This window comes from Bradyrhizobium sp. CCGB20, from assembly GCF_024199855.1.
Classification (GTDB): Bacteria; Pseudomonadota; Alphaproteobacteria; order Rhizobiales; family Xanthobacteraceae; genus Bradyrhizobium.
The window spans coordinates 59,601-80,604 of record NZ_JANADN010000001.1; the positions used below are offsets into that span (position 1 = coordinate 59,601).

The following is a 21,004-nucleotide window of genomic DNA, read 5'->3' on the forward strand; positions in this document are numbered from 1 at the left end:
GATGTCGATTGCCGCAGAACGCAAAGCGGAAGTCATCAAGACCAATGCCACCAAAGCCGGCGACACCGGCTCGCCCGAGGTTCAGGTCGCGATCCTGTCGGAACGCATCAACAACCTCACCAACCATTTCAAGACCCACGTGAAGGACAATCATTCGCGTCGCGGCCTCTTGAAGCTGGTCTCGACCCGCCGCTCGCTGCTCGACTACCTCAAGAAGAGGGACGAGGCGCGCTACAAGGCGCTGCTCGAGAAGCACAACATTCGTCGTTAAGTGTTGCTGCGCGCGCCAATGGCGCGCGCTTTCGCACGTGGCTTCGAGCGAAAGCATTTGTTTAAAGGTTTTTGATCGAGGCTACGTGCACGTCGGATGCGAGCCGTTGATGATTCGCATCCGGGGCATGATGAGCGAAGACCGAAGGTTCGGCGTTCGCATTCATGCCGACTGAAAGTCCAGCAGCAATCCGGCGGCTGGGCACAACGGGCAAGGCGCCCGTATGACCCGAAAGGATGGACGCCATCCGAAATCCGAAAACCATGGCAGGATCGCAGGACGCTGATCGCCCGCTTCGATCAGCGTCCCGCAATCTTGCGCATGGTTTTTGTTTTTCGGGGCCGTCAGACTTTCGAGAACCCATGAAAGAAGACCTCTATGTTCAATAAGCATTCAGTCGAGATCGACTGGGGTGGACGCACTCTCAAGCTCGAAACCGGCAAGATCGCGCGTCAGGCCGACGGCGCCGTCGTCGCCACCTATGGCGAGACCGTGGTGCTCGCCACCGTCGTCGCGGCGAAGGCGCCGCGCGAAGGCGTCGACTTCCTGCCGCTGACCGTCGACTACCAGGAGAAGACCTACGCAGCAGGCCGCATTCCCGGCGGTTATTTCAAGCGCGAGGGTCGTCCGACCGAGAAGGAGACGCTGGTCTCCCGTCTGATCGACCGTCCGATCCGTCCGCTGTTCGTCGACGGCTGGCGCAACGAGACCCAGGTGATCGTCACCGTGCTGTCGCACGACATGGAGAACGATCCCGATATCGTGGCGCTGGTGGCCTCGTCGGCTGCGCTGACCCTGTCCGGCGCGCCCTTCAAGGGCCCGATCGGCGCAGCGCGCGTCGGCTTCGCCAATGACGAGTTCATCCTCAACCCGACGCTCGACGAGATGGTCGACACCCAGCTCGACCTCGTGGTCGCCGGCACCGCCGACGCCGTGCTGATGGTGGAATCGGAAGCCAAGGAGCTCAACGAGGACATCATGCTCGGCGCCGTGATGTTCGGTCACCGCCACTTCCAGCCGGTGATCAACGCCATCATCGAGCTCGCCGAGAAGGCTGCCAAGGAGCCGCGCGAAGTCACCGTGATCGACAATTCGGCGCTCGAGAAGGAAATGCTCGGCCTCGTCGAGCAGGAGCTGCGCGCCGCCTACGCCATCCCGGTCAAGCAGGATCGCTACGCCGCGGTCGGCAAGGTCAAGGAAAAGGTGATCGCCCATTACTTCCCCGAAGGGCAGGAGCCGAAATTCGACAAGCTGCGCGTCGCCGGCGTGTTCAAGGAGCTCGAGGCCAAGATCGTTCGCTGGAACATCCTCGACACCGGCAAGCGCATCGACGGCCGCGACAGCAAGACCGTCCGCAACATCGTCGCCGAAGTCGGCGTGCTGCCCCGCGCCCACGGCTCGGCGCTGTTCACCCGCGGCGAGACCCAGGCGATGGTCGTGACCACGCTCGGCACCGGCGAGGACGAGCAGTACATCGACGCGCTGTCGGGAACGTACAAAGAGACGTTCCTGCTGCACTACAACTTCCCTCCCTACTCGGTCGGTGAGACCGGTCGCCTCGGCGGCACCAAGCGCCGCGAGATCGGCCACGGCAAGCTCGCCTGGCGCGCGATCCACCCGGTGCTGCCGCCGCATCACGAATTCCCCTACACCACGCGCGTGGTGTCGGAGATCACCGAGTCCAACGGCTCGTCCTCGATGGCTTCGGTCTGCGGCGCTTCGCTCGCGCTGATGGATGCCGGCGTGCCCTTGAAGCGGCCGACCGCGGGCATCGCGATGGGCCTGATCCTCGAAGACAAGCGCTTCGCGGTTCTCTCGGACATCCTCGGTGACGAGGACCATCTCGGCGACATGGACTTCAAGGTGGCCGGCACGGAAGCGGGCATCACCTCGCTCCAGATGGACATCAAGATCGAGGGCATCACCGAGGAGATCATGAAGGTCGCGCTCGGTCAGGCCAAGGAAGGGCGTATCCACATCCTCGGCGAGATGGCCAAGGCGCTCACCAACGCCCGCGCCGAGCTCGGCGAATACGCGCCGCGCATCGAGACCTTCAAGATCGCCACCGACAAGATCCGCGAAGTGATCGGCACCGGCGGCAAGGTGATCCGCGAGATCGTCGAGAAGACCGGCGCCAAGGTCAACATCGAGGACGACGGCACCGTGAAGGTTGCCTCCAGCGACGGCGAGGCGATGAAGGCCGCGATCAAGTGGATCAAGTCGATCGCCTCCGATCCGGAAGTCGGCCAGATCTATGACGGCACCGTCGTCAAGGTGATGGAGTTCGGCGCCTTCGTGAACTTCTTCGGCTCCAAGGACGGCCTCGTCCACATCAGCCAGCTCGCTTCGGCGCGCGTGCAGAAGACCTCCGACGTCGTCAAGGAAGGCGACAAGGTCAAGGTCAAGCTGCTCGGCTTCGACGACCGCGGCAAGACCCGGCTGTCGATGAAGGTGGTCGACCAGACCACCGGCGAAGACCTCGAGGGCAAGGGCGAGGGCGAGAAGGCCCCGCGCGAAGCCGCCGGCGAGTAATCGCTCCGCATATCCGAAACACGAAGGGCGGCCTTTCGGCCGCCCTTTTTGTTGGTGCGTAGCCAGCGGTAATTGCGGCCGGCGAAGCCGAGTGAAAAAGCGTCCTTCAGTTCTTCTTGAGGATCACAGGCGGGGACGAAACGGTGAGATTGTCCGCCGGATTCTTCGGGACCTCCGCGGCGGCCGCCGGCGCCGGTGGGCCGGGAAGCTTGGTCGGCTCGTCCATGACAAGCTGGTTGATCGCACAGATGAACGAGGAAAGACGATAACCGCTGTGCTCGGCAATGACATCGTCATAGGCCCGCATGTTCCAGAACGGATCGTTCGCTCTCGTCACGGGCGTGATGCCGGCCATGTCGAAGCCGTGGGCAATTCTCGCCGACAACGGCTTCGCCAGCGGATTTTCATCCGGAGCCGCCGCGGCCAGATCGCTGCTGCTCCAGTTCGTGCCATGAGGCGCCTGCTGTCTGCGCGCCCGGCTCAGCCAGAAATGGCTGATCGGACACTCGACGAGCTTGCTCGTTGCGAGGCTCGAATACGACATCGATCTGGCGGCATTCGCGAGCCCGCGGATCTCGTGTGTCGTTCCGAACGGTTTGGATGGAATCAGATAGTCACCCAGCGTCCCGGCAGCGTGCCGCGGAACGTCGAGATTGCCGATGGTTCTGGTTTCCTCCATGTCGGAGTTCTGGAAGGGGGCATCGCGCAGGAGAGCTGCGATCTTGATCAACAGCCGCGACAACCGCGACTTGACCTCCGGCTCCCTGACGCAGGAGAGCCGCGGCACCTTCTCTTCCGCAAGGTACCGTGCGTATCGATCGAGCCGATCCGCCATCGGGCGGAAGTCGAACTTGAAGAAGGGAAACAGGTCGTGCGTCGCGGTGTCATAGACCACGCCGCCCTTCTTCGATTTCTCGTCGACATCATCAATGGCCGTGTGTAGTCGCTCCTCCTTTCGGCGCAGAACGTCGGCGCCCCCGACCACAGGGGGATCGTCCCTGAACGCCTTGTCGAAGTTGTACGCGACGGCGCAATCTTCCGTGCGTATGCCGCCTGGCGGCCACGCAAATGCCGACGTAATCGCGATGACAACCGGACGCTGGTAGTCCGGAAAGAACTCATGGCCATAGTCCTCGTCGACCTTCGCCTCGCCTTCCCTGAACGCGATGTGCTGCCAGATGGCACGCTGGATCGAGGTCCATTTCCGCGCCTCGGCCGCGGGATTGATCAGGACAACGAGGTTTCCGAGCGGCGGCTCAAAATAGTTCTCTTGCTTCGGCGGAGATGAAGAGCGCCCGGAGCCTGCAAGAAGCCTGCTCTGGCGCAGCTCCGCGTTACGAGCCGCCTGCCATTCGACCCGCTTGACGGCGTCGTGTTCGAGTGCCGTCGCCAGCAGATTTCCGCCAAGACTGTGTCCAATCACCAGAAGACGATTCGGATTCTGCTCCCTTTCGTAATAACGGACCGTCCGTCCATTCCTGTCGATATCGAACGTGCTCTCGATTGACCGTATGGCAGTCAGAACATGCGGCGCGATCGTTTCGCTGACCGGCTTCCGGTCAAAGAGCGTAAGGGCCGCAATGAGCGAGGCCGTATTGTTGCCCAAGCCGCCCAGTGTCGTCCGCCAGCACCGCTTCGCGCTTCGACCTCCGCCGGCCGGCCTGGGGGAATCGTCCTCCCGGCATTTGTTCGGTCCACCGTCCAGCCAATCTCCGGCCGCGACAAGCGGATCGACAATGCGCGGTTCATCGATCCTAGCCCCCCGCCATCCAATATAGACCGCCGTGACGACCCGTCCGCATTGCTCCTGTTCGCCGGCTCGGCATCGCTCCTTCAAGTAGCGCGCCGCATGGGCTGCATATCTGCGCAGTGCGGCGACGTTGTCGTCTCCGATTCGGGCGTCATGTCGCCAGCCATGGACGAACGCCACCACGTAGTTGCGGCCGGCTGTTTGCCGCAGCAGATTTGTGAGCGCCCGCAATTGTGTGATCGGCTCGCGCTTGTTGGCGCTGACAAAGCGGACCCGGCTCGACAGCTCCTCAATGGAATAGGGTTTGTCCAAATCCTTGATCAGCTCGTAAGGCGAACCGTCCTCCCTGAACTCCACGAACGCCAGGTTGTAGAAGAGCGGGTCGCCGCCATCAGCCGCGGGAATCGTATGTCGCTGAAGCGAGCAGGCGAATTTTTTCTTCCATCCGCCGGAGGGAAACTTCGCGAGCGCCTTGATCTCATCATTGTCGACCAGCGCATCCTTGGTTCCGGCTGGATCGGCAAGAACGGCCCATGCCTGATCTGGAGAGAAGCCGCAGATTTCCGAAGCGGGATCTATGTTTCGGTAAGCGACGTCGCGGGGCGTCGTCGGCAGGACCAGGATCAGAATCGCCAGCACCGCAAGCGCTAGGACGAACAGCCAGACGAACGGCCTGAGAAGGTACCGAATCGCGCAAACGAAAAACCAGGAAACGGCGGCGATGGCGGCCCAAGCCTTCTTCCACATGGCATACCCGGCAAACGCGGCTTGAAAATCAATCGGCTGAAATTTCTCCCTATGATTGCATTTTTACAGGTCACCCTCAACGCCGGCATTCGATCCGCCTGCAAGCAAGCGTGTCCCCGGTTCCAAAACACGAAGGGCGGCCTCGCGGCCGCCCTTTTTGCTTGTCGCTTGCTTAGGCCTTGGGATCAGCCCGCGATGTCGTACCGGTCGAGGTTCATCACCTTGGTCCAGGCCTTGGCAAAGTCCTGCACGAACTGCTGCTTGGCGTCCGACGAGGCATAGACCTCGGCGAAAGCACGGAGCTGCGAGTGCGCGCCGAAGATCAGGTCGGCGCGCGTGCCGGTCCACTTCACCGCATTGGTCTTGCGGTCGCGGGCCTCGTAGGAGCCGTCAGCGACCGGCACCCACTGCGTGCTCATGTCGAGCAGGTTGGCGAAGAAGTCGTTGCTCAGCGTGCCCACCTTCGCGGTGAGGACGCCGTGCTTCGAACCGTTCGCGTTGGCACCGAGCACGCGCAGACCGCCGACGAGCACGGTCAGCTCGGGTCCGGAGAGCTTTAGGAGCTGAGCGCGATCGACGAGGGCTTCTTCCTGCTGCAGGAACTGATGCTTCTTGCCGATATAGTTGCGGAAACCATCGGCCCGCGGCTCCAGCGGCGCGAAGGACTCCGCGTCGGTCTGCTCCTGCGACGCATCCATGCGGCCCGGCGTGAAGGCAACCTTCACGTCGACGCCGGCATCCTTCGCGGCCTTCTCGACCGCGGCCGAACCGCCGAGGACGATGAGGTCGGCGAGCGAGACCTTCTTGGCGCCGGATGACGCGTTGAAGTCCTTCTGGATCGCTTCGAGCTTGCCGAGGACCTTGGAGAGCTGAGCCGGCTGGTTCACCTCCCAATCCTTCTGCGGGGCAAGACGGATGCGCGCGCCATTGGCGCCGCCGCGCTTGTCCGAGCCGCGGAACGTCGAGGCCGACGCCCAGGCGGTCGAGACCAGCTCGGAGACCGAGAGACCCGAAGCCAGGATCTTGGTCTTCAGCGCAGCGATGTCCTGATCGCTGACCAGCTCGTGATTCACGGCCGGAATCGGATCCTGCCAGATCAACGTCTCCTTCGGCACCAGCGGGCCGAGATAGCGCTGGATCGGGCCCATGTCGCGATGGGTGAGCTTGAACCAGGCGCGGGCGAACGCGTCCGCGAACTGATCGGGATTTTCGAGGAAGCGACGGGAGATCTTCTCGTAGGCCGGATCGAGGCGCAGCGAGAGATCGGTCGTCAGCATCGTCGGCCGATGCTTCTTCGACTTGTCGAAGGCATCGGGGATGATCGCGTCGGCGCCCTTGGCCGTCCACTGGTTCGCACCGCCCGGGCTCTTCGTCAGTTCCCATTCGTACTTGAACAGGTTCTCGAAGAAGTTGTTGCTCCACTTCGTCGGCGTTGTGGTCCAGGTCACCTCAAGGCCGCTGGTGATGGAATCGCCTGCCAGACCCGAAGCGTGCTTGCTCTTCCAGCCGAGGCCCTGATCTTCCAGCGCACCCGCTTCCGGCTCCGGTCCGACCAGCGAGGGATCGCCCGCGCCATGGGTCTTGCCGAAGGTGTGGCCGCCGGCGATCAGCGCAACGGTTTCCTCGTCGTTCATCGCCATGCGGGCGAAGGTCTCGCGGATGTCCTTGGCCGCAGCGACGGGATCCGGCTTGCCGTTCGGCCCTTCCGGATTGACGTAGATGAGGCCCATCTGCACCGCGCCGAGCGGTTCGGCGAGCTGGCGTTCGCCGCTGTAGCGCTCATCGCCCAGCCAGGTGCCTTCGGGACCCCAATAGAGCTCTTCCGGCTCCCAGACGTCGGCGCGGCCACCGGCGAAACCGAAGGTCTTGAAGCCCATCGATTCCAGCGCGACGTTGCCGGCGAGCACCATCAGATCGGCCCAGGAAATCTTGCGGCCGTATTTCTGCTTGATCGGCCAGAGCAGACGGCGCGCCTTGTCGAGATTGGCGTTGTCGGGCCAGCTGTTGAGCGGTGCGAAACGTTGCTGACCGGCGCCGGCGCCACCGCGGCCGTCCGTGGTGCGATAGGTGCCCGCGCTGTGCCAGGCCATGCGGATCATCAGGCCGCCATAGTGACCGAAGTCGGCGGGCCACCATTCCTGCGAGTCGGTCATCAGAGCCGTCAGGTCCTTGATGACCGCGTTGAGGTCGAGCGTCTTGAATTCCTTGGCGTAGTCGAAATCCTTGCCCATCGGGTCGGACAGGGCGGAATTCTTGTGCAGCATCTCGATGCTGAGCTGGGTCGGCCACCAGTCGCGATTCACGCGCGTGGGTTTTCCGCCCGAAAACGGGCACTTTGAAGAGTCGTCCATGAATACCTCCTCTGGCGGGCGTCGAACTCGCGCCTTTTGACCAGGTAGAACCACTCTAAGCTTCGCGTTCGATCAGGGGAAGTTGACTTTAATGATCGCTGCGATAGGATTTTCTGATGATCAACGTGACGCTGCGCCAGCTCCGATATTTCGATGCGCTGGCGCGTCACGGCCATTTCGGGCGCGCGGCGGAGGCCTGTTCCATCTCGCAGCCGGCCTTGTCGATGCAGATCAAGGAGCTGGAGGAGGCGCTCGGCGGCCTACTGCTGGAGCGTAGCGCCCGGCAGGTCGCGCTGACCCGGTTCGGCGAGGAGCTCTCCCAGCGCGTCCGCGACATCTTGCGCTCGGTCGATGAGCTCGGCGATTTCGCCCGCGCCTCGCAGGACCGGTTTGCGGGCCGGCTGCGGATCGGGATGATCCCGACGATCGCGCCCTATTTGCTACCCAAGATCACCAAGAATCTGACGCGCATGCATCCGGAGCTCGATATCCGCGTGCGCGAGACGATGACGCCGCGATTGATCCAGGAGCTGGTCGAAGGCCGGCTCGATACCGCCATCGTCGCGCTGCCGGTATCGGAGCCCTCGCTCACCGAGGTCGCGTTGTTCGACGAGAAATTTCTGCTGGTGCGGCCGGGCTCCGATGAGGGTACGCCGGCGCCGTCGCGCGAGATGATGCGGGAGATGCGGCTGCTGCTGCTCGAAGAGGGGCACTGCTTCCGCGATCAGGCGCTGTCGTTCTGCAACATGCAGTCGGCGCCGCCGCGCGAGATGCTGGATGCGAATTCGCTGTCGACGCTGGTCCAGATGGTCAGCGCCGGCATCGGCGTCACGCTCATTCCGGAGATGGCGGTGCCGGTGGAGACGCGATCCGCCTCGGTTTCGCTGTCACGCTTCCGCGACCCCGAACCCTCGCGCACCATCGGCATGGTCTGGCGCAAGACCAGCCCGCTGGCGCGCCAGCTCCTACAGATCTCCGAAGTGGTGTGCCTGTCGGCCGGCAAGGTGCGCGCGCGGCCATCCATGCGCAGCCAGCGGGGCTGAGGCCGCAATGTCGCCTCCGGTCATCCGCCCCGCCCGCACGGACGAATACGACGAGGTCGGCCGCGTCTGGATGGAGAGCTGGGTCTCGACCGGGCTCGGCGAAGCAAGCGCCTTCCTGCTGGCAAACCTGCGTGCGCGCATCCGGCGCGAGATCGAGAATGGCTGGAGCCTGTTCGTCGCCGACGACAACGGCACGATCGCCGCGATGCTGGCGCTGCATCTGCCGAAGCTCTATCTCGACATGCTGTTCGTCGCGCCCGCCTATCAGGGTCAATCGCTCGGACGGCAATTGCTCGCCTTCACTCGCACGCAAATGCCGGATGAAATGTTCCTGCGCTGCGTGCGCGAGAACGAAAAAGCCTGGCGCTGGTACGAACGCGAGGGTTTTGTGTTCGAGAAGGAAGAGATCGAACCGTCGAACGGGTTCATGATGAAGTATTATCGGTGGAAGCGGCAGCGACCTGCCGGATAGGCAACGGGCCGGCTGCAGCTTGCGGTTGTCCGAGTCCCACCCTAGTGTGGCGCATCCGCTTTTCTCCCGCTGCTCTATGCCCTGGAATCCATGATTCGATTTGCTGCTTCTGTGATCGTCCTGCTGTCCTCTCTCGTTCTGGCAGCAGCCCAAACCCCTCCCGCAACCAACGCATCGCCCGCTCAGACCGCACCGGCAAAACCGGCGACCAAGAAGGCGGCGCCGAAGGCCAAACCGGCTGCGAAGCCGACGGCCGCGGCGGACAGCGGCCCGTGCCGTCTTGGCGTGATCTCGGTGATCGGAGAGCATTACTCCGTACAGAAATTCGGCGTGACGATCTTCGAGGCTGAGGCAAACGAGGTCCCGATCGACTGGGGCCTCGATGATCTTGTTTTCGCGCGCGTACGTGCGGCGACGAACAACGACTCCTCAGTGCGCAGGATCGCCTATCCCAAGGGTGCCTTCGAGCCCTTCTATCATGCGAAGGCGATCTTCATCCCGGACCCCAAGGAGAGTCTGCCGGTGATCGTGAAGAGCTTCACCGCGAATGCGAATTGCGATCGCTATCTCGTCGCAACCACATTCAAGACGAAGCTGCCGAACTCGAACATGACGCTGAACGGCATCGGCACCTACAATCAGGGGCTCGGCAAAATCCTCCGGCACTCGCATCTTTTCGCCAATGTTGCGATCACGCTGATTGACGGTCGCAGCTACGAGCAGATCAAGCGCCCCCTTACGGATATCGGCGCGAACCTCGCCGCAAATATGCGTCTGTTTGAAGACCCGATCACCAAGCTCGACAACTCGCTGTTCCCCGATCCGCCCGAGACAGCCTCGACCAACGCGGCGCTGCGCGAGAGAACGCGCGCACTCGTCGTAGAAAGGCTCGACCGGAGCCTCCCCGGTTATTTGAAGGAAGACTAAGCCAAGATCGCGCATTGTTGATTCAACGCAAACGCGTCATGAATGCGGCCTCGCTCAACCCTCGCCGATGGAAGGTTTCGCGCCATGATCAAGCTCTATTGGTCGCCCCGCTCGCGCTCGTTCACGACGCTCTGGCTGATGGAGGAGAGCGGCCTTCCCTATGAGCGGGTACTGACCGACATCTCGACCGGCGCACAGAAGGCGCCGGATTATCTGAAGGTCAATCCGATGGGCAAGGTGCCGGCGCTCAGCGACGGCGAGGCCGCGCTCGGCGAAGCCGCGGCGATCTGCGCCTACATCGCCGATCGCTATCCCGAAACGAAGCTGGCGCCAGCCGTGACCGATCCGCGGCGCGCACGCTATCTGCAATGGCTGTTCTTCTCGCCCGGCTGCATCGAGCCCGCCATCATCCAGATCTTCACCAAGATCGAAATCCCGACCTCGACCGCGGCCTGGGGCAGCGCGACGCAGGTCTTCGACGTGCTGGAAGCTGCGCTCGCGAAGGGGCCGTGGATTCTCGGCGAGGAGTTTTCCGCCGCCGACATCACGATCGGATCGGGCCTGAACTTCGCGGTGCGCCTGTTCAAGATGGTGCCGTCGCGCCCCGCGTTCGATGCCTATCTCGCGCGCTGCATGGCGCGACCGGCGTTCCAGCGCGCGGAGACAATCGCGGCTGGGTGAACCGACTCCCGTAGGGTGGGCAAAGCGAAGCGTGCCCACCATTCGTCCCGCAATTGTGAGAGATGGTGGGCACGTCGCTTGCGCTCCTTTGCCCACCCTACGGAGCCGTGTCTATTCCGCCTTCAAATCGTCCGGCCGCGGCATCAGGACGATGTTGTAGCCGGAATCGACGTAGTGGATCTCGCCGGTCACGCCGCCGGAAAGATCCGACAACAGATACAGCGCCGAGCCGCCGAGCTCATCGAGCGTGACACCGCGGCGGAGCGGCGAATGCTTCTGCATGAATGCGAACATCGCACGCGCTTCGCCGATGCCGGAGCCGGCGAGCGTACGGATGGGGCCTGCGGAGATCGCGTTGACGCGAATGCCGCGGGGTCCGAAATCGGAGGCGAGATAGCGCACTGAAGCTTCCAGCGCGGCCTTGGCCACGCCCATCACGTTGTAGTTCGGCATGGCGCGCTCCGAGGCGCCGAAGGTCAGCGTGATCATGCTGCCGCCTTCCGTCATCAGCTCGGCAGCGCGTTTGGCGACCTCCGTGAACGAGAAGCAGGAGATCACCATGGTGCGCGAAAAGTTCTCGCGGCTGGTGTCGGCGTAGCGGCCTTTCAGCTCGTTCTTGTCGGCGAAGCCGATCGCGTGGATCACGAAGTCGAGCTTGCCCCATTTCTCTCGCAGCACATCGAAGGTGGCGTCGACGCTGGCGATGTCCTCGACGTCGCAAGGCAGCACCAATTCCACACCGAGCGATTCAGCGAGCGGCTTGACGCGCTTGCCCAGCGCCTCGCCCTGGAAGGTGAAGGCAAGCTCGGCGCCATGGGCATGCAGCGTCTTCGCCATGCCCCAGGCGATCGAATGATCATTGGCGATGCCCATGATCAGACCGCGCTTGCCCTTCATCAAACCTTCCATTTCAGCCGTCGCTCCCATTTTCGACGTCATCGCCCGCGAAGGCGGGCGATCCAGTATTCCAGAGACCGTCGTGATAAATCGAGAAGCCGCGGCGTACTGGATGCCCCGCCTTCGCGGGGCATGACAAAGTCAGACGTCACACATCCAGCCGGCTGAACACCAGCGTGGCGTTGGTGCCGCCGAAGCCGAAGGAGTTCGACAGCACGGTGCCGATTTTGACGTTGTCGATGCGCTTGCGCACGATCGGCATGTCGGCGAACACGGGATCGAGCTCCTGGATGTGAGCGCTCTCGCAGATGAAGCCGTTGTTCATCATGAGCAGCGAGTAGATCGCCTCCTGCACGCCGGTCGCACCGAGCGAATGGCCGGTCAGCGCCTTGGTCGCCGAGATCGGCGGGCACTTCTCGCCGGCGCCGAACACGCGGCGAAGCGCGTCGATCTCCGGCGGATCGCCGGCCGGCGTCGAGGTCGCGTGCGGATTGATGTAGTCGACCTTGGTCTTCACCGTCGACATCGCCATGCGCATGCAGCGCTCGGCGCCCTCACCGGAGGGCGCGACCATGTCGTAGCCGTCCGAGGTCGCACCGTAGCCGACGATCTCGCCGTAAATGCGCGCGCCGCGGGCCTTGGCATGCTCGAGCTCTTCCAGCACGAGGACTCCGGCGCCACCGGCGATGACAAAACCGTCGCGGTTGACGTCATAGGGACGCGAGGCGGTGGCGGGCGTGTCGTTGTACTTCGACGACATCGCGCCCATGGCGTCGAACAGCACCGAGAGCGACCAGTCCAGTTCCTCGCAGCCGCCGGCGAAGATGACGTCCTGCTTGCCGATCTGGATCGTCTCATAGGCGTTGCCGACGCAATGGTTCGACGTCGCGCAGGCCGAGGAGATCGAGTAGTTCACGCCCTTGATCTTGAACCAGGTCGCCAGCGTCGCGGAGGCCGTGGACGACATCGCCTTCGGCACTGCAAACGGTCCGACGCGCTTCGGTCCCTTGGTACGGGTGATGTCGGCGGATTCGACGATGGTGCGGGCTGACGGGCCGCCGGAGCCCATGATGATGCCGGTGCGGATGTTGGAGACTTCTTCGGGCGACAGACCGGAGTCCTGGATCGCCTGCTCCATCGCGATGTGATTCCACCCCGCGCCCTGGCCGAGGAAGCGCATCGCACGGCGGTCGACGACCGTCGCGGGATCGATCGTCGGGGCACCTTGCACCTGCGAACGGAAGCCGAGTTCGGCATATTTCTCCGCCCGAGAAATGCCCGACTTCGCCTCGTGGAGGCTCGCAAGCACTTCCTGGGTGTTGTTTCCGATCGACGAGACAATGCCCATCCCGGTGACCACAACCCGCCTCATGACAGCCTCGCCTTAATCGTTGTCTTTCTTGGTGATGCGCTCAGCCCAGGCTCGTGCCCTGCTTGAACAGGCCGACCTTCAGATCCTTCGCGCGATAAATAATCTGGTCATCGACCGAAAGCCATCCGTCGGCGATGCCGAGCACCAGCTTTGAACGCATCACGCGCTTGATATCGACGTTGTACACAACCTTGCGGGCCTCGGGCAGCACCTGGCCGCTGAACTTTAATTCGTTCAGGCCAAGCGCGCGGCCACGACCTTCGCCTCCGGTCCAGCCCAGAAAAAAGCCGACCATTTGCCACAGCGCATCGAGGCCGAGACAGCCGGGCATCACCGGATCGTTCTTGAAGTGACAGCCGAAGAACCAGAGGTCCGGCTTTACGTCGAGCTCGGCGCGCACCACGCCCTTGCCGTACTCGCCGCCATTGTCGTTGATCTCAGTGATGCGGTCGAACATGAGCATCGGCGGCAGCGGCAACTGGGCATTGCCCGGGCCGAACATCTCGCCGCGGGCGCATGCCAGCAGATCTTCATATTCGTAACCGTTGCGCCTGTTCAGCATGCGGAAGCCTCTGTTCTAACCCCGATTGAGCGGCGTTTCTGGCAAAAATGGGCCCCGTTCTGTTCGGAAAGCAACGCCAATTGCCGTTGTCAGCAGGCGCGAATGCCGAGAGCCCGGATGGACCTGCGAACCTGGCCTCAATGCCCGGCCGCGCCACAATCGGCTAAGCGGAACCGCGCGCTCTCTAACACAGGCATTTCGGGTGGCAAAGCGATCTCATGAAGGTAAAATGAAGCAATCCTCGCCCGGTTCCAAGTCTGATTAGAACCTCTCTAGTTGCGAGAAACTTGCATCTGCATCTATCTGTCCATATATTGCAGGATGATAGTGTCCACGCGTGCCCGAAATCTGGAAATGAGCGAGAATACTGCGCCCCATCACGACGACGACCATGCAGCGGCCCTCCTGTCCGGCCGCCAGCCGGCGCTGACCGGCTGCCCGTGGCACGACGTTAACGAAATGCTCCAGTCCGCGGGGCTGCGTCCGACGCGCCAGCGCATGGCGCTCGGCTGGCTCCTGTTCGGCAAGGGTGCTCGCCACCTCACGGCTGAAATGCTCTACGAGGAGGCGACGCTGGCCAAGGTGCCGGTGTCGCTCGCGACCGTCTACAACACGCTGAACCAGCTGACCGATGCCGGCCTGCTGCGCCAGGTCAGCGTCGACGGCACCAAGACCTATTTCGATACCAACGTCACCACCCACCACCATTATTACCTCGAGAACAGCCACGAGCTGGTCGATATCGAGGATCCGCATCTGGCGCTGTCCAAGATGCCGGAGGTACCCGAGGGCTACGAGATCGCACGCATCGACATGGTCGTGCGCCTGCGCAAGAAGCGCTGAGACGATCCAGGCTGCTGAATTAGCGTCATGGCCGGGCTTTGTCCCGGCCATTGTCGTTTTGCGAGATTGTTCCGAGGCGTCGCAAAGCATCGCCCCGGGATGACCCTTCGGGTCAGTTGACCTGCTCGTCCGAGTAGACGCCCCAGAGGCGCTCCTGCTGGATCCAGCCGTCAAAGCCGTTGCCGGTGACGCGGCACCAGTTTGCAGTGCACTTCTTGACCTGCGTGACGACGCCAGCCTGAAGCTTGGCCGCAACCGCGCTGTCGAGGTCGGCGCGGTCGTAGATCGGCGCGAGGTCGTCCTTGTGTTTCATGGTGACGACCGCGGTGCGGCGGCCCGACAGCAGCGAATGATAGACCCAACCCTCGGCGCCTTCGGAATCGCGCACCCGGCGCCAGTTCTCGAACTCGGCGGTGATTTCGACCGGCAGGCCGGCGCGGGTGTAGACCCAGGCGACGTCATTGTCCTTGGTCGGGCCGGCGCGGACGTTCACATGATCCGATTTGAGGCTGACATAGCGCGGCACCGGGAGGCCGCTTGCGGTCTGGGGGCTGCTGTCCTTCGCCGAATGCGAGGGGCTGACCGAAGCACTCAACCAGGTGCAAACGAGCGCCATCACCGAACAAAAACGCCCCAACGCCATCAACCCGTCTCCTGTCGAGGACCCCGCCGAGCCGGGTTCTCACCCCAAATTCCACACCTGCCGTGCACGCCCCTCTCCCGCCCCACGCGGGTGTTCCCGAGCCCTTAACCCGTGGTTCTTGTCTTGGCCCGGCCTTCTGCTAGAGAGGACGGACACTTGAACAACCAGTTTGCCCCGATTTTCCGGCCGGAAATGTCGGGAGAGCTTGAAGGAAGCGCCGGGGACGACACGGCAAAAGGCAGTGTCGAACAACCGGGTTAATGAGGCCTCAACGGCCGGCCTTTGGCGACAGAGGCGGCCTGCAACGCCTCATGAGGGCAGGACATGTCGGTGAAGAAAAAGCCCCTCGTCGTGGTGACGCGCAAGTTGCCGGACTCGATCGAGACCCGGATGCGCGAGCTGTTCGACGCGCGGATCAATCTCGACGACACGCCGCTGTCGAGCGAGCAGCTCGCGGAAGCCGCGCGCACCGCCGACGTGCTGGTTCCCACCGTCACCGACCACATCACCGCCGACATCGTCAATCAGCCCGACTGCAAGCTCCGCCTGATCGCCAATTTCGGCAACGGCGTCGACAATATCGACGTCGAGGCCGCGCATGCCCGCGGCATCACCGTCACCAACACGCCAAAGGTCCTGACCGAAGACACCGCCGACATGACCATGGCGCTGATCCTGGCCGTGCCGCGCCGGATGATCGAAGGCGCCTCGATCCTGACGGAAGGAAAGCCCTGGCCGGGCTGGTCGCCGACCTGGATGCTCGGCCACCGCATCGGCGGCAAGCGTCTCGGCATCATCGGCATGGGCCGCATCGGCCAGGCGGTCGCACGCCGCGCCCGCGCCTTCGGCCTGCAGATCCACTATCACAACCGCCGTCCCGTGGCGCCGAAGATCGCCGAAGAGCTTGGCGCGACCTATTGGGAAAGCCTCGACCAGATGCTGGCGCGGATGGACATCATCTCGGTGAACTGTCCGCACACGCCGGCGACCTACCACCTGCTGTCGGCGCGGCGGCTGAAGCTGATCCGCAAGGACGCCTACATCGTCAACACCGCGCGCGGCGAGGTGACCGACGAGGACACGCTGATCAAGCTGATCGAGGGCGGCGAGATCGGCGGCGCCGGCCTCGACGTCTACGAGCACGAGCCCGCGGTCAATCCGAAGCTGGTGCGGCTCGCCAAGGCCGGCAAGGTGACTCTGCTCCCGCATATGGGCTCGGCCACGATCGAGGGCCGCGTCGAGATGGGCGAGAAGGTCATCATCAACATCCGCACCTTCCTCGACGCGCACAAGCCGCCGGATCGCGTGCTGCCGAGCATGCTCTGAGGCTTATTTGCTGCGCGTCTCGCGCTTGCGCCAGTCCGCGACGAAATCGATGAAGGCGCGTAGCGCGGGCGGCGTCTGGCGTCGGCTCGGATAGTACAGGAACGGTCCGGGAAACGGCTCGCACCAGTCTTCCATCAGGCTGACCAGCGCGCCTGATTTCACGGCGTCGTGGACGTAGCCATCGAGCGTGGCCCAGATACCGGCGCCATCGAGCGTGGCGCGCATCGCAAGGCCCATATTGGTCGAGATCAGCTTTGCGGGCGGATCGACCTTCACGAGCTGGCCCGCCTTCTCGAACTCCAGATCGTGCATGACGCCGCTCGAGTAGCGGGCGCGGATGCAATCATGGTCGAGCAGATCCTTCGGATGCCTGGGCTTACCGCGGCGCGCGATGTAATCGGGCGACGCGACGACGACATAGCTCTGCGGGCCGCTCAGCGGGATCGCCACCATGTCCTGCGCGAGATGCTCGCCGTAGCGCACGCCGGCGTCGAAGCCGGCGCCGACGATGTCGACGAAGCCGCTTTCGGAAACGATGTCGAGATCGACCTGCGGGTACGCCTGAAGAAATGGCCCGGCCATCGGCGCCAGCACGAGGTCGACCGCCGGCGGCGGCGCGTTGATGCGCAGGCGCCCCGAGGCCACCTCGCGCAGCCCACGGACCTGATCCAGGGCGTCGCCGACATCGCGCAGGGCCGGGGCCAGCCGCGACAGCAGCAATTCGCCCGCCTCGGTCAGCGCGACGCTGCGGGTGGTGCGGTTCATCAGGCGGACGCCGAGGCGTTCCTCCAGGTCCCGTAGCCGCTGGCTAAGACTCGACACCGACACGCGAATTTCGACCGCCGCACGCCGGAAATTGCGGGTGCGGGCAACCGCCACGAAGACATCGAGATCGCGCAGATCGGGCTCGGTCATTGTTCGATAATGTGAACAAGCCATTCCAGATTGTCCAGCTTATCGGCGCAATGGAGCGGACGCATATCTGGCCTCGTCACGCGGCGCAATCAGTCAGCCGCCTTTTCGAGGAGAGCCATCATGGAACAGCGCAAACTCGGTTCGACCGGCCCGACCGTCTCCGCCCTCGGTCTCGGCTGCATGGGCATGTCGGAGGTCTACGGCCCTGCCGATCGGGGCGAGGCCATCGCCACGGTGCATGCGGCGCTCGATGCCGGCATCACGCTGCTGGATACCGGCGACTTCTACGCCATGGGTCACAACGAGATGCTGGTGCGCGAGGCGCTCAAGGATGTTCCGCGCGAGAAAGTGCAGATCAGCGTCAAGTTCGGCGCGCTGCGCGGCCCCGCCGGCGAGTTCGCCGGAATGGACACGAGGCCGGCCGCCACCAAGAACTTCCTCGCCTATTCGCTGCAGCGGCTCGGTACCGATTATCTCGACATCTATCGCCCCGCGCGTCTCGACCCGAACGTTCCCATCGAAGAGACGATCGGCGGCCTCGCGGATCTCGTGAAGGCCGGCTACATCAGGCATATCGGCCTGTCCGAGGTCGGCTCCGACACGATCCGCCGCGCGCATGCCGTGCATCCGATCGCCGATCTCCAGATCGAATATTCGCTGATCGAGCGCGGCATCGAACGCGACATCCTCAAGACCTGCCGCGAGCTCGGCATCGGCATCACCGCTTACGGCGTGCTGGCGCGCGGCCTGATCAGCGGCCACTGGTCGAAGGACTCCGGCAAAACCGGCAAGGATTACCGGCTGATGACGCCGCGCTTCCAGGGCGCCAATCTCGACGCCAATCTCGCGCTGGTGGAGCAGTTGCGCGCGATCGCCATGGAGATCGGCGCGACGCCGGCGCAGGTCGCGATCGCCTGGGTGGCCGCACAAGACAAGACGATCGTCCCGCTGGTCGGCGCCCGCACTCGCAACCGTCTCACCGAAGCGCTCGGCGCAACCAAGGTGACGCTGACGCAAGCTCATCTCGCGGCACTGGCCAAGGCATTTCCGCCCGACGTCGCCGCCGGCACGCGTTACGCGGCCGAGCAGATGGCGCATCTCGACAGCGAGAAGCCGGCCACGAGGTAGTGGCGGCGCTCAGGTACGATGGGCGCTGAGGTCGGTGATCACAGGCCCATCGCCGTTGAGCGGATTGGCCGGATCGCGCGCGTAGCGCAGCGTCTCGAAGCGCATCGCGCGTGCATCGATCATCAGGAGGCGGCCGACGAGGCCGTCGCCGAAGCCGACGATCTCGCGGATCGCCTCCAGCGCCATCATCGAGCCCATCACGCCCGCGAGCGCACCCATGACGCCGGCCTCGGCGCACGCCGGCACCGTGCCGGGCGGCGGCGCCTCCGGAAACAGGCAGCGATAGGTCGGGTTGAATTCGTCCTGCTCGTTCTTCTCATGCGCGCGGATGGTGGTCAGCGAGCCGTCGAAAGTGCCGAGCGCCGCCGTGATCAGCGGCCGCTTCGCGAAGAAGCAGGCATCCGAGACCAGATAGCGCGTCGAGAAATTGTCGGAGCCGTCGAGCACGAGGTCGTAGTCGCCGATCATACCCAGCGCATTGTCGGCGTTGAGCCAGGTGGCATGGCCGACGAAGCGGACATGCGGATTGAGCGCGGAGATCCGCTCGGCCGCGCTCTCGACCTTGTGCCGGCCGATATCGGGCGTCGTATGGATGACCTGGCGCTGGAGGTTTGACAGCGAGACCACATCGTCGTCGACCACGCCGAGCGTGCCGATGCCGGCGGCCGCCAGATACATCAAGGCGGGCGCGCCGAGCCCGCCGGCGCCGATCACCAGCACCGACGCCCGCTTCAGCGCGGCCTGGCCGGGACCACCGACATCGCGCAGCACGATATGGCGGGCATAGCGTTCGAGTTCATCCGGGCTCAGCATCGTCGTCCTTCGTTCCTCTCAACCCTCATGGTGAGGAGCGCTAAGCGCCTCTCCGGACGATGCTACGCATCGCCGGGCGAACCATGAAGGCCCCGGTATCGCTTGTGGCCATCCTTCGAGACGCGGCCCTTGGGCCGCTCCTCAGGATGAGGGCCTGAGTTCGTGGCGTCTATTGCCACCTGAACCACCCCAACATTGTTCGCGACCAACGAGATGTGCTTCAATGGCAGCACGTTCAATGGGCTGGCTGGATTTGTCATGAGATCGATGCTTGCGGCAACACTGATGTTCGCGACTGCCGCAGGCGCGAACGCCCAGATGACGACGCCACAGGTCCCCGGCGCCAAGCCGAAGGTCGTCCAGACCGTGCCGATCCGGCCTCCCGCACTGCAGACGCCGTCGGCGACGGCGGACGCGATGGCGCAGGCGGAGCGGCTGTCGCTGCAGTCCGACCTCGCCTGGGTCGGCCAATATAACGGCGCCATCACCGGCGACGTCAGCGCGCGCATGGTCGAGGCGATCAAGGAGTATCAGAAGGCCAAGGGCGGCAAGCCAACCGGCGTGCTCAATCCGCAGGAACGCGCCGCGCTCGCCGAGACTGCGCGGCGAAAGCAGGAGAGCGTCGGCTGGAAGATCGTGATGGAGCCGACCAGCGGCGCCCGGCTCGGCATCCCCGGTAAATTGGTGCCACAACAGGCGACCGATGCCAACGGCTCGAAATGGACCTCGCCGACCGGGACGGTGCAGGTGCTGTTGAGCCGCCGCAAGGAGGCGAACCCGACCACGGCAAAACTCGCCGAGTTGGAGAAGGAGCCGTCCGGGCGCAAGGTCGACTACACCGTGATGAAGCCCGATTTCTTCGTGCTGTCGGGATTGCAGGGTCTGAAGAAATTCTACGTGCGAGGCACCTTCAAAGGCGACGAAGTCCGCACCATGACGATCCTCTACGACCAGGCGACCGAGAACACGGTCGAGCCGGTCGTGATCGCAATGTCGAGCGCCTTCAATGCATTCCCGTCAGGACCGCAAGCCGGGCCGCCGCCGCGCAAGAATGTCGAATACGGCACCGGCCTCGTCGTCAGCGACGACGGCGCGATCGTCACCGACCGCCTCGTCACCGATAGCTGTCTCGCAATCACGATCGCGGGCCATGGCAGCGCCGACCGTCTCGCGGAGGACAAGGAGCACGATCTCGCGCTCCTGCACATCTACGGCGCCCGCGGCTTGAAGCCGCTCGGCCTCACCGGCGGCGCGGCGAAGACAAGCGTCGATGTCGTCGGCATCGCCGATCCCCAAAGCCAGGGCGGCGCGGCCGGCGTATCGAGCCTCAAGGGCGCGCTGGCGCCGGTCACGGCGAGCGATTCCGCGCTGTCGCCTCCACCGGCGATCGGCTTCTCCGGTAGCCCGGCCATCGACGGCGACGGCAAGTTCGCCGGCATCGCACTGTTGAAGCCGGCGATGGTCGCGGGGCCATCGGTCCCAGCGTCACAGGCGGTGATGGTCTCCGCAGAGACCGTGCGCGAATTCCTGAAGGCGAACGGTGTCGCGGCGAACGGCACGTCGACCGACGCGAAAGCGGCTGTCGTGCGCGTGATCTGCGTGCGGAAGTAAGTCTCGGGTCCCGGCTCTGCAGCGCGCCACTTCGTGCCGCGCTGCGTCCGGGGCACGAGACCTGTACAAGCGCAGACCAGCCGCAACTTTTGTGAGTGGCTTCGCCGCAACGAAGTCATG

At 64.0% G+C, this 21,004-nt stretch carries 18 protein-coding genes; 10 read left to right on the forward strand and 8 right to left on the reverse strand.

All coding sequences use genetic code 11. From position 1 onward, the window contains the following. Window position 1: 1 nt before the first annotated feature. A complete protein-coding gene (gene rpsO, locus NLM15_RS00250) occupies window positions 2–271 on the forward strand; it encodes a 30S ribosomal protein S15 (RefSeq protein WP_018644188.1) in 270 nt (89 codons plus the stop codon). Between the two features lie 378 nt (window positions 272–649). After that, window positions 650–2,803 (forward strand): polyribonucleotide nucleotidyltransferase, encoded by a 2,154-nt coding sequence (pnp, locus tag NLM15_RS00255; RefSeq protein ID WP_254114663.1) that lies wholly within the window; start codon window positions 650–652, stop codon window positions 2,801–2,803. 106 nt (window positions 2,804–2,909) lie between these two features. Here pnp and NLM15_RS00260 read toward each other — a convergent pair whose 3' ends face one another. Together NLM15_RS00260 and katG are read right to left on the reverse strand one after the other, a co-directional pair. Further along, window positions 2,910–5,300: a hypothetical protein gene (locus tag NLM15_RS00260; RefSeq protein ID WP_254114664.1), complete on the reverse strand. Its 2,391-nt coding sequence runs from the start codon at window positions 5,298–5,300 to the stop codon at window positions 2,910–2,912. A 185-nt stretch (window positions 5,301–5,485) separates the two neighbouring features. Further along, the gene (gene katG, locus NLM15_RS00265; protein ID WP_254114665.1) at window positions 5,486–7,651 is read right to left on the reverse strand and encodes a catalase/peroxidase HPI; all 2,166 of its coding nucleotides are present in this window, start codon (window positions 7,649–7,651) and stop codon (window positions 5,486–5,488) included. Between the two features lie 116 nt (window positions 7,652–7,767). On the opposite strand from katG, the gene NLM15_RS00270 reads away from it, so the two are divergent. The 4 genes from NLM15_RS00270 to NLM15_RS00285 all read left to right on the forward strand — a co-directional run bounded on the left by NLM15_RS00270 (window position 7,768) and on the right by NLM15_RS00285 (window position 10,774). Beyond that, the gene (locus NLM15_RS00270; RefSeq protein ID WP_254114666.1) at window positions 7,768–8,694 is read left to right on the forward strand and encodes a hydrogen peroxide-inducible genes activator; all 927 of its coding nucleotides are present in this window, start codon (window positions 7,768–7,770) and stop codon (window positions 8,692–8,694) included. A 7-nt stretch (window positions 8,695–8,701) separates the two neighbouring features. Further along, window positions 8,702–9,166, forward strand: coding sequence for a GNAT family N-acetyltransferase (locus NLM15_RS00275; protein WP_254114667.1), 465 nt, complete (start codon window positions 8,702–8,704; stop codon window positions 9,164–9,166). A 90-nt stretch (window positions 9,167–9,256) separates the two neighbouring features. Continuing rightward, on the forward strand, window positions 9,257–10,093 hold the full coding sequence (locus NLM15_RS00280; RefSeq protein WP_254114668.1) for a hypothetical protein: 837 nt from the start codon (window positions 9,257–9,259) through the stop codon (window positions 10,091–10,093). 84 nt (window positions 10,094–10,177) lie between these two features. Further along, window positions 10,178–10,774: a glutathione S-transferase family protein gene (locus tag NLM15_RS00285; protein WP_254114669.1), complete on the forward strand. Its 597-nt coding sequence runs from the start codon at window positions 10,178–10,180 to the stop codon at window positions 10,772–10,774. A gap of 111 nt (window positions 10,775–10,885) precedes the next feature. Here the strand turns inward: NLM15_RS00285 and fabI are convergent, their stop codons facing one another. The 3 genes from fabI to fabA all read right to left on the reverse strand — a co-directional run bounded on the left by fabI (window position 10,886) and on the right by fabA (window position 13,605). Then, complete coding sequence (gene fabI, locus NLM15_RS00290) at window positions 10,886–11,683, reverse strand: enoyl-ACP reductase FabI (protein ID WP_254114670.1); 798 nt, start codon at window positions 11,681–11,683, stop codon at window positions 10,886–10,888. A gap of 136 nt (window positions 11,684–11,819) precedes the next feature. Then, window positions 11,820–13,043: a beta-ketoacyl-ACP synthase I gene (gene fabB / locus NLM15_RS00295; RefSeq protein WP_254114671.1), complete on the reverse strand. Its 1,224-nt coding sequence runs from the start codon at window positions 13,041–13,043 to the stop codon at window positions 11,820–11,822. 40 nt (window positions 13,044–13,083) lie between these two features. Then, on the reverse strand, window positions 13,084–13,605 hold the full coding sequence (gene fabA / locus NLM15_RS00300) for a 3-hydroxyacyl-[acyl-carrier-protein] dehydratase FabA (RefSeq protein WP_254114672.1): 522 nt from the start codon (window positions 13,603–13,605) through the stop codon (window positions 13,084–13,086). Between the two features lie 354 nt (window positions 13,606–13,959). Between fabA and irrA the strand changes: the two genes are divergently transcribed. After that, window positions 13,960–14,448 carry an iron response transcriptional regulator IrrA gene (gene irrA, locus NLM15_RS00305; RefSeq protein WP_254114673.1) on the forward strand — a complete coding sequence of 163 codons (489 nt, stop codon included), beginning with the start codon at window positions 13,960–13,962 and terminating at the stop codon, window positions 14,446–14,448. A gap of 112 nt (window positions 14,449–14,560) precedes the next feature. On the opposite strand, the gene NLM15_RS00310 is transcribed toward irrA, so the two are convergent. After that, window positions 14,561–15,091: an SH3 domain-containing protein gene (locus NLM15_RS00310; RefSeq protein WP_254114674.1), complete on the reverse strand. Its 531-nt coding sequence runs from the start codon at window positions 15,089–15,091 to the stop codon at window positions 14,561–14,563. 324 nt (window positions 15,092–15,415) lie between these two features. Here NLM15_RS00310 and NLM15_RS00315 point away from each other — a divergent pair, with 324 nt between their 5' ends. After that, a complete protein-coding gene (locus NLM15_RS00315) occupies window positions 15,416–16,417 on the forward strand; it encodes a D-glycerate dehydrogenase (protein ID WP_254114675.1) in 1,002 nt (333 codons plus the stop codon). A gap of 3 nt (window positions 16,418–16,420) precedes the next feature. Here NLM15_RS00315 and NLM15_RS00320 read toward each other — a convergent pair whose 3' ends face one another. Then, a complete protein-coding gene (locus NLM15_RS00320) occupies window positions 16,421–17,332 on the reverse strand; it encodes a LysR family transcriptional regulator (RefSeq protein WP_254114676.1) in 912 nt (303 codons plus the stop codon). A 120-nt stretch (window positions 17,333–17,452) separates the two neighbouring features. Between NLM15_RS00320 and NLM15_RS00325 the strand changes: the two genes are divergently transcribed. Beyond that, complete coding sequence (locus NLM15_RS00325; protein ID WP_254114677.1) at window positions 17,453–18,460, forward strand: aldo/keto reductase; 1,008 nt, start codon at window positions 17,453–17,455, stop codon at window positions 18,458–18,460. A 9-nt stretch (window positions 18,461–18,469) separates the two neighbouring features. On the opposite strand, the gene NLM15_RS00330 is transcribed toward NLM15_RS00325, so the two are convergent. Further along, on the reverse strand, window positions 18,470–19,273 hold the full coding sequence (locus NLM15_RS00330; RefSeq protein WP_254114678.1) for a molybdopterin-synthase adenylyltransferase MoeB: 804 nt from the start codon (window positions 19,271–19,273) through the stop codon (window positions 18,470–18,472). 258 nt (window positions 19,274–19,531) lie between these two features. Here NLM15_RS00330 and NLM15_RS00335 point away from each other — a divergent pair, with 258 nt between their 5' ends. Further along, on the forward strand, window positions 19,532–20,884 hold the full coding sequence (locus NLM15_RS00335) for a serine protease (RefSeq protein WP_254114679.1): 1,353 nt from the start codon (window positions 19,532–19,534) through the stop codon (window positions 20,882–20,884). Window positions 20,885–21,004 lie beyond the last annotated feature (120 nt).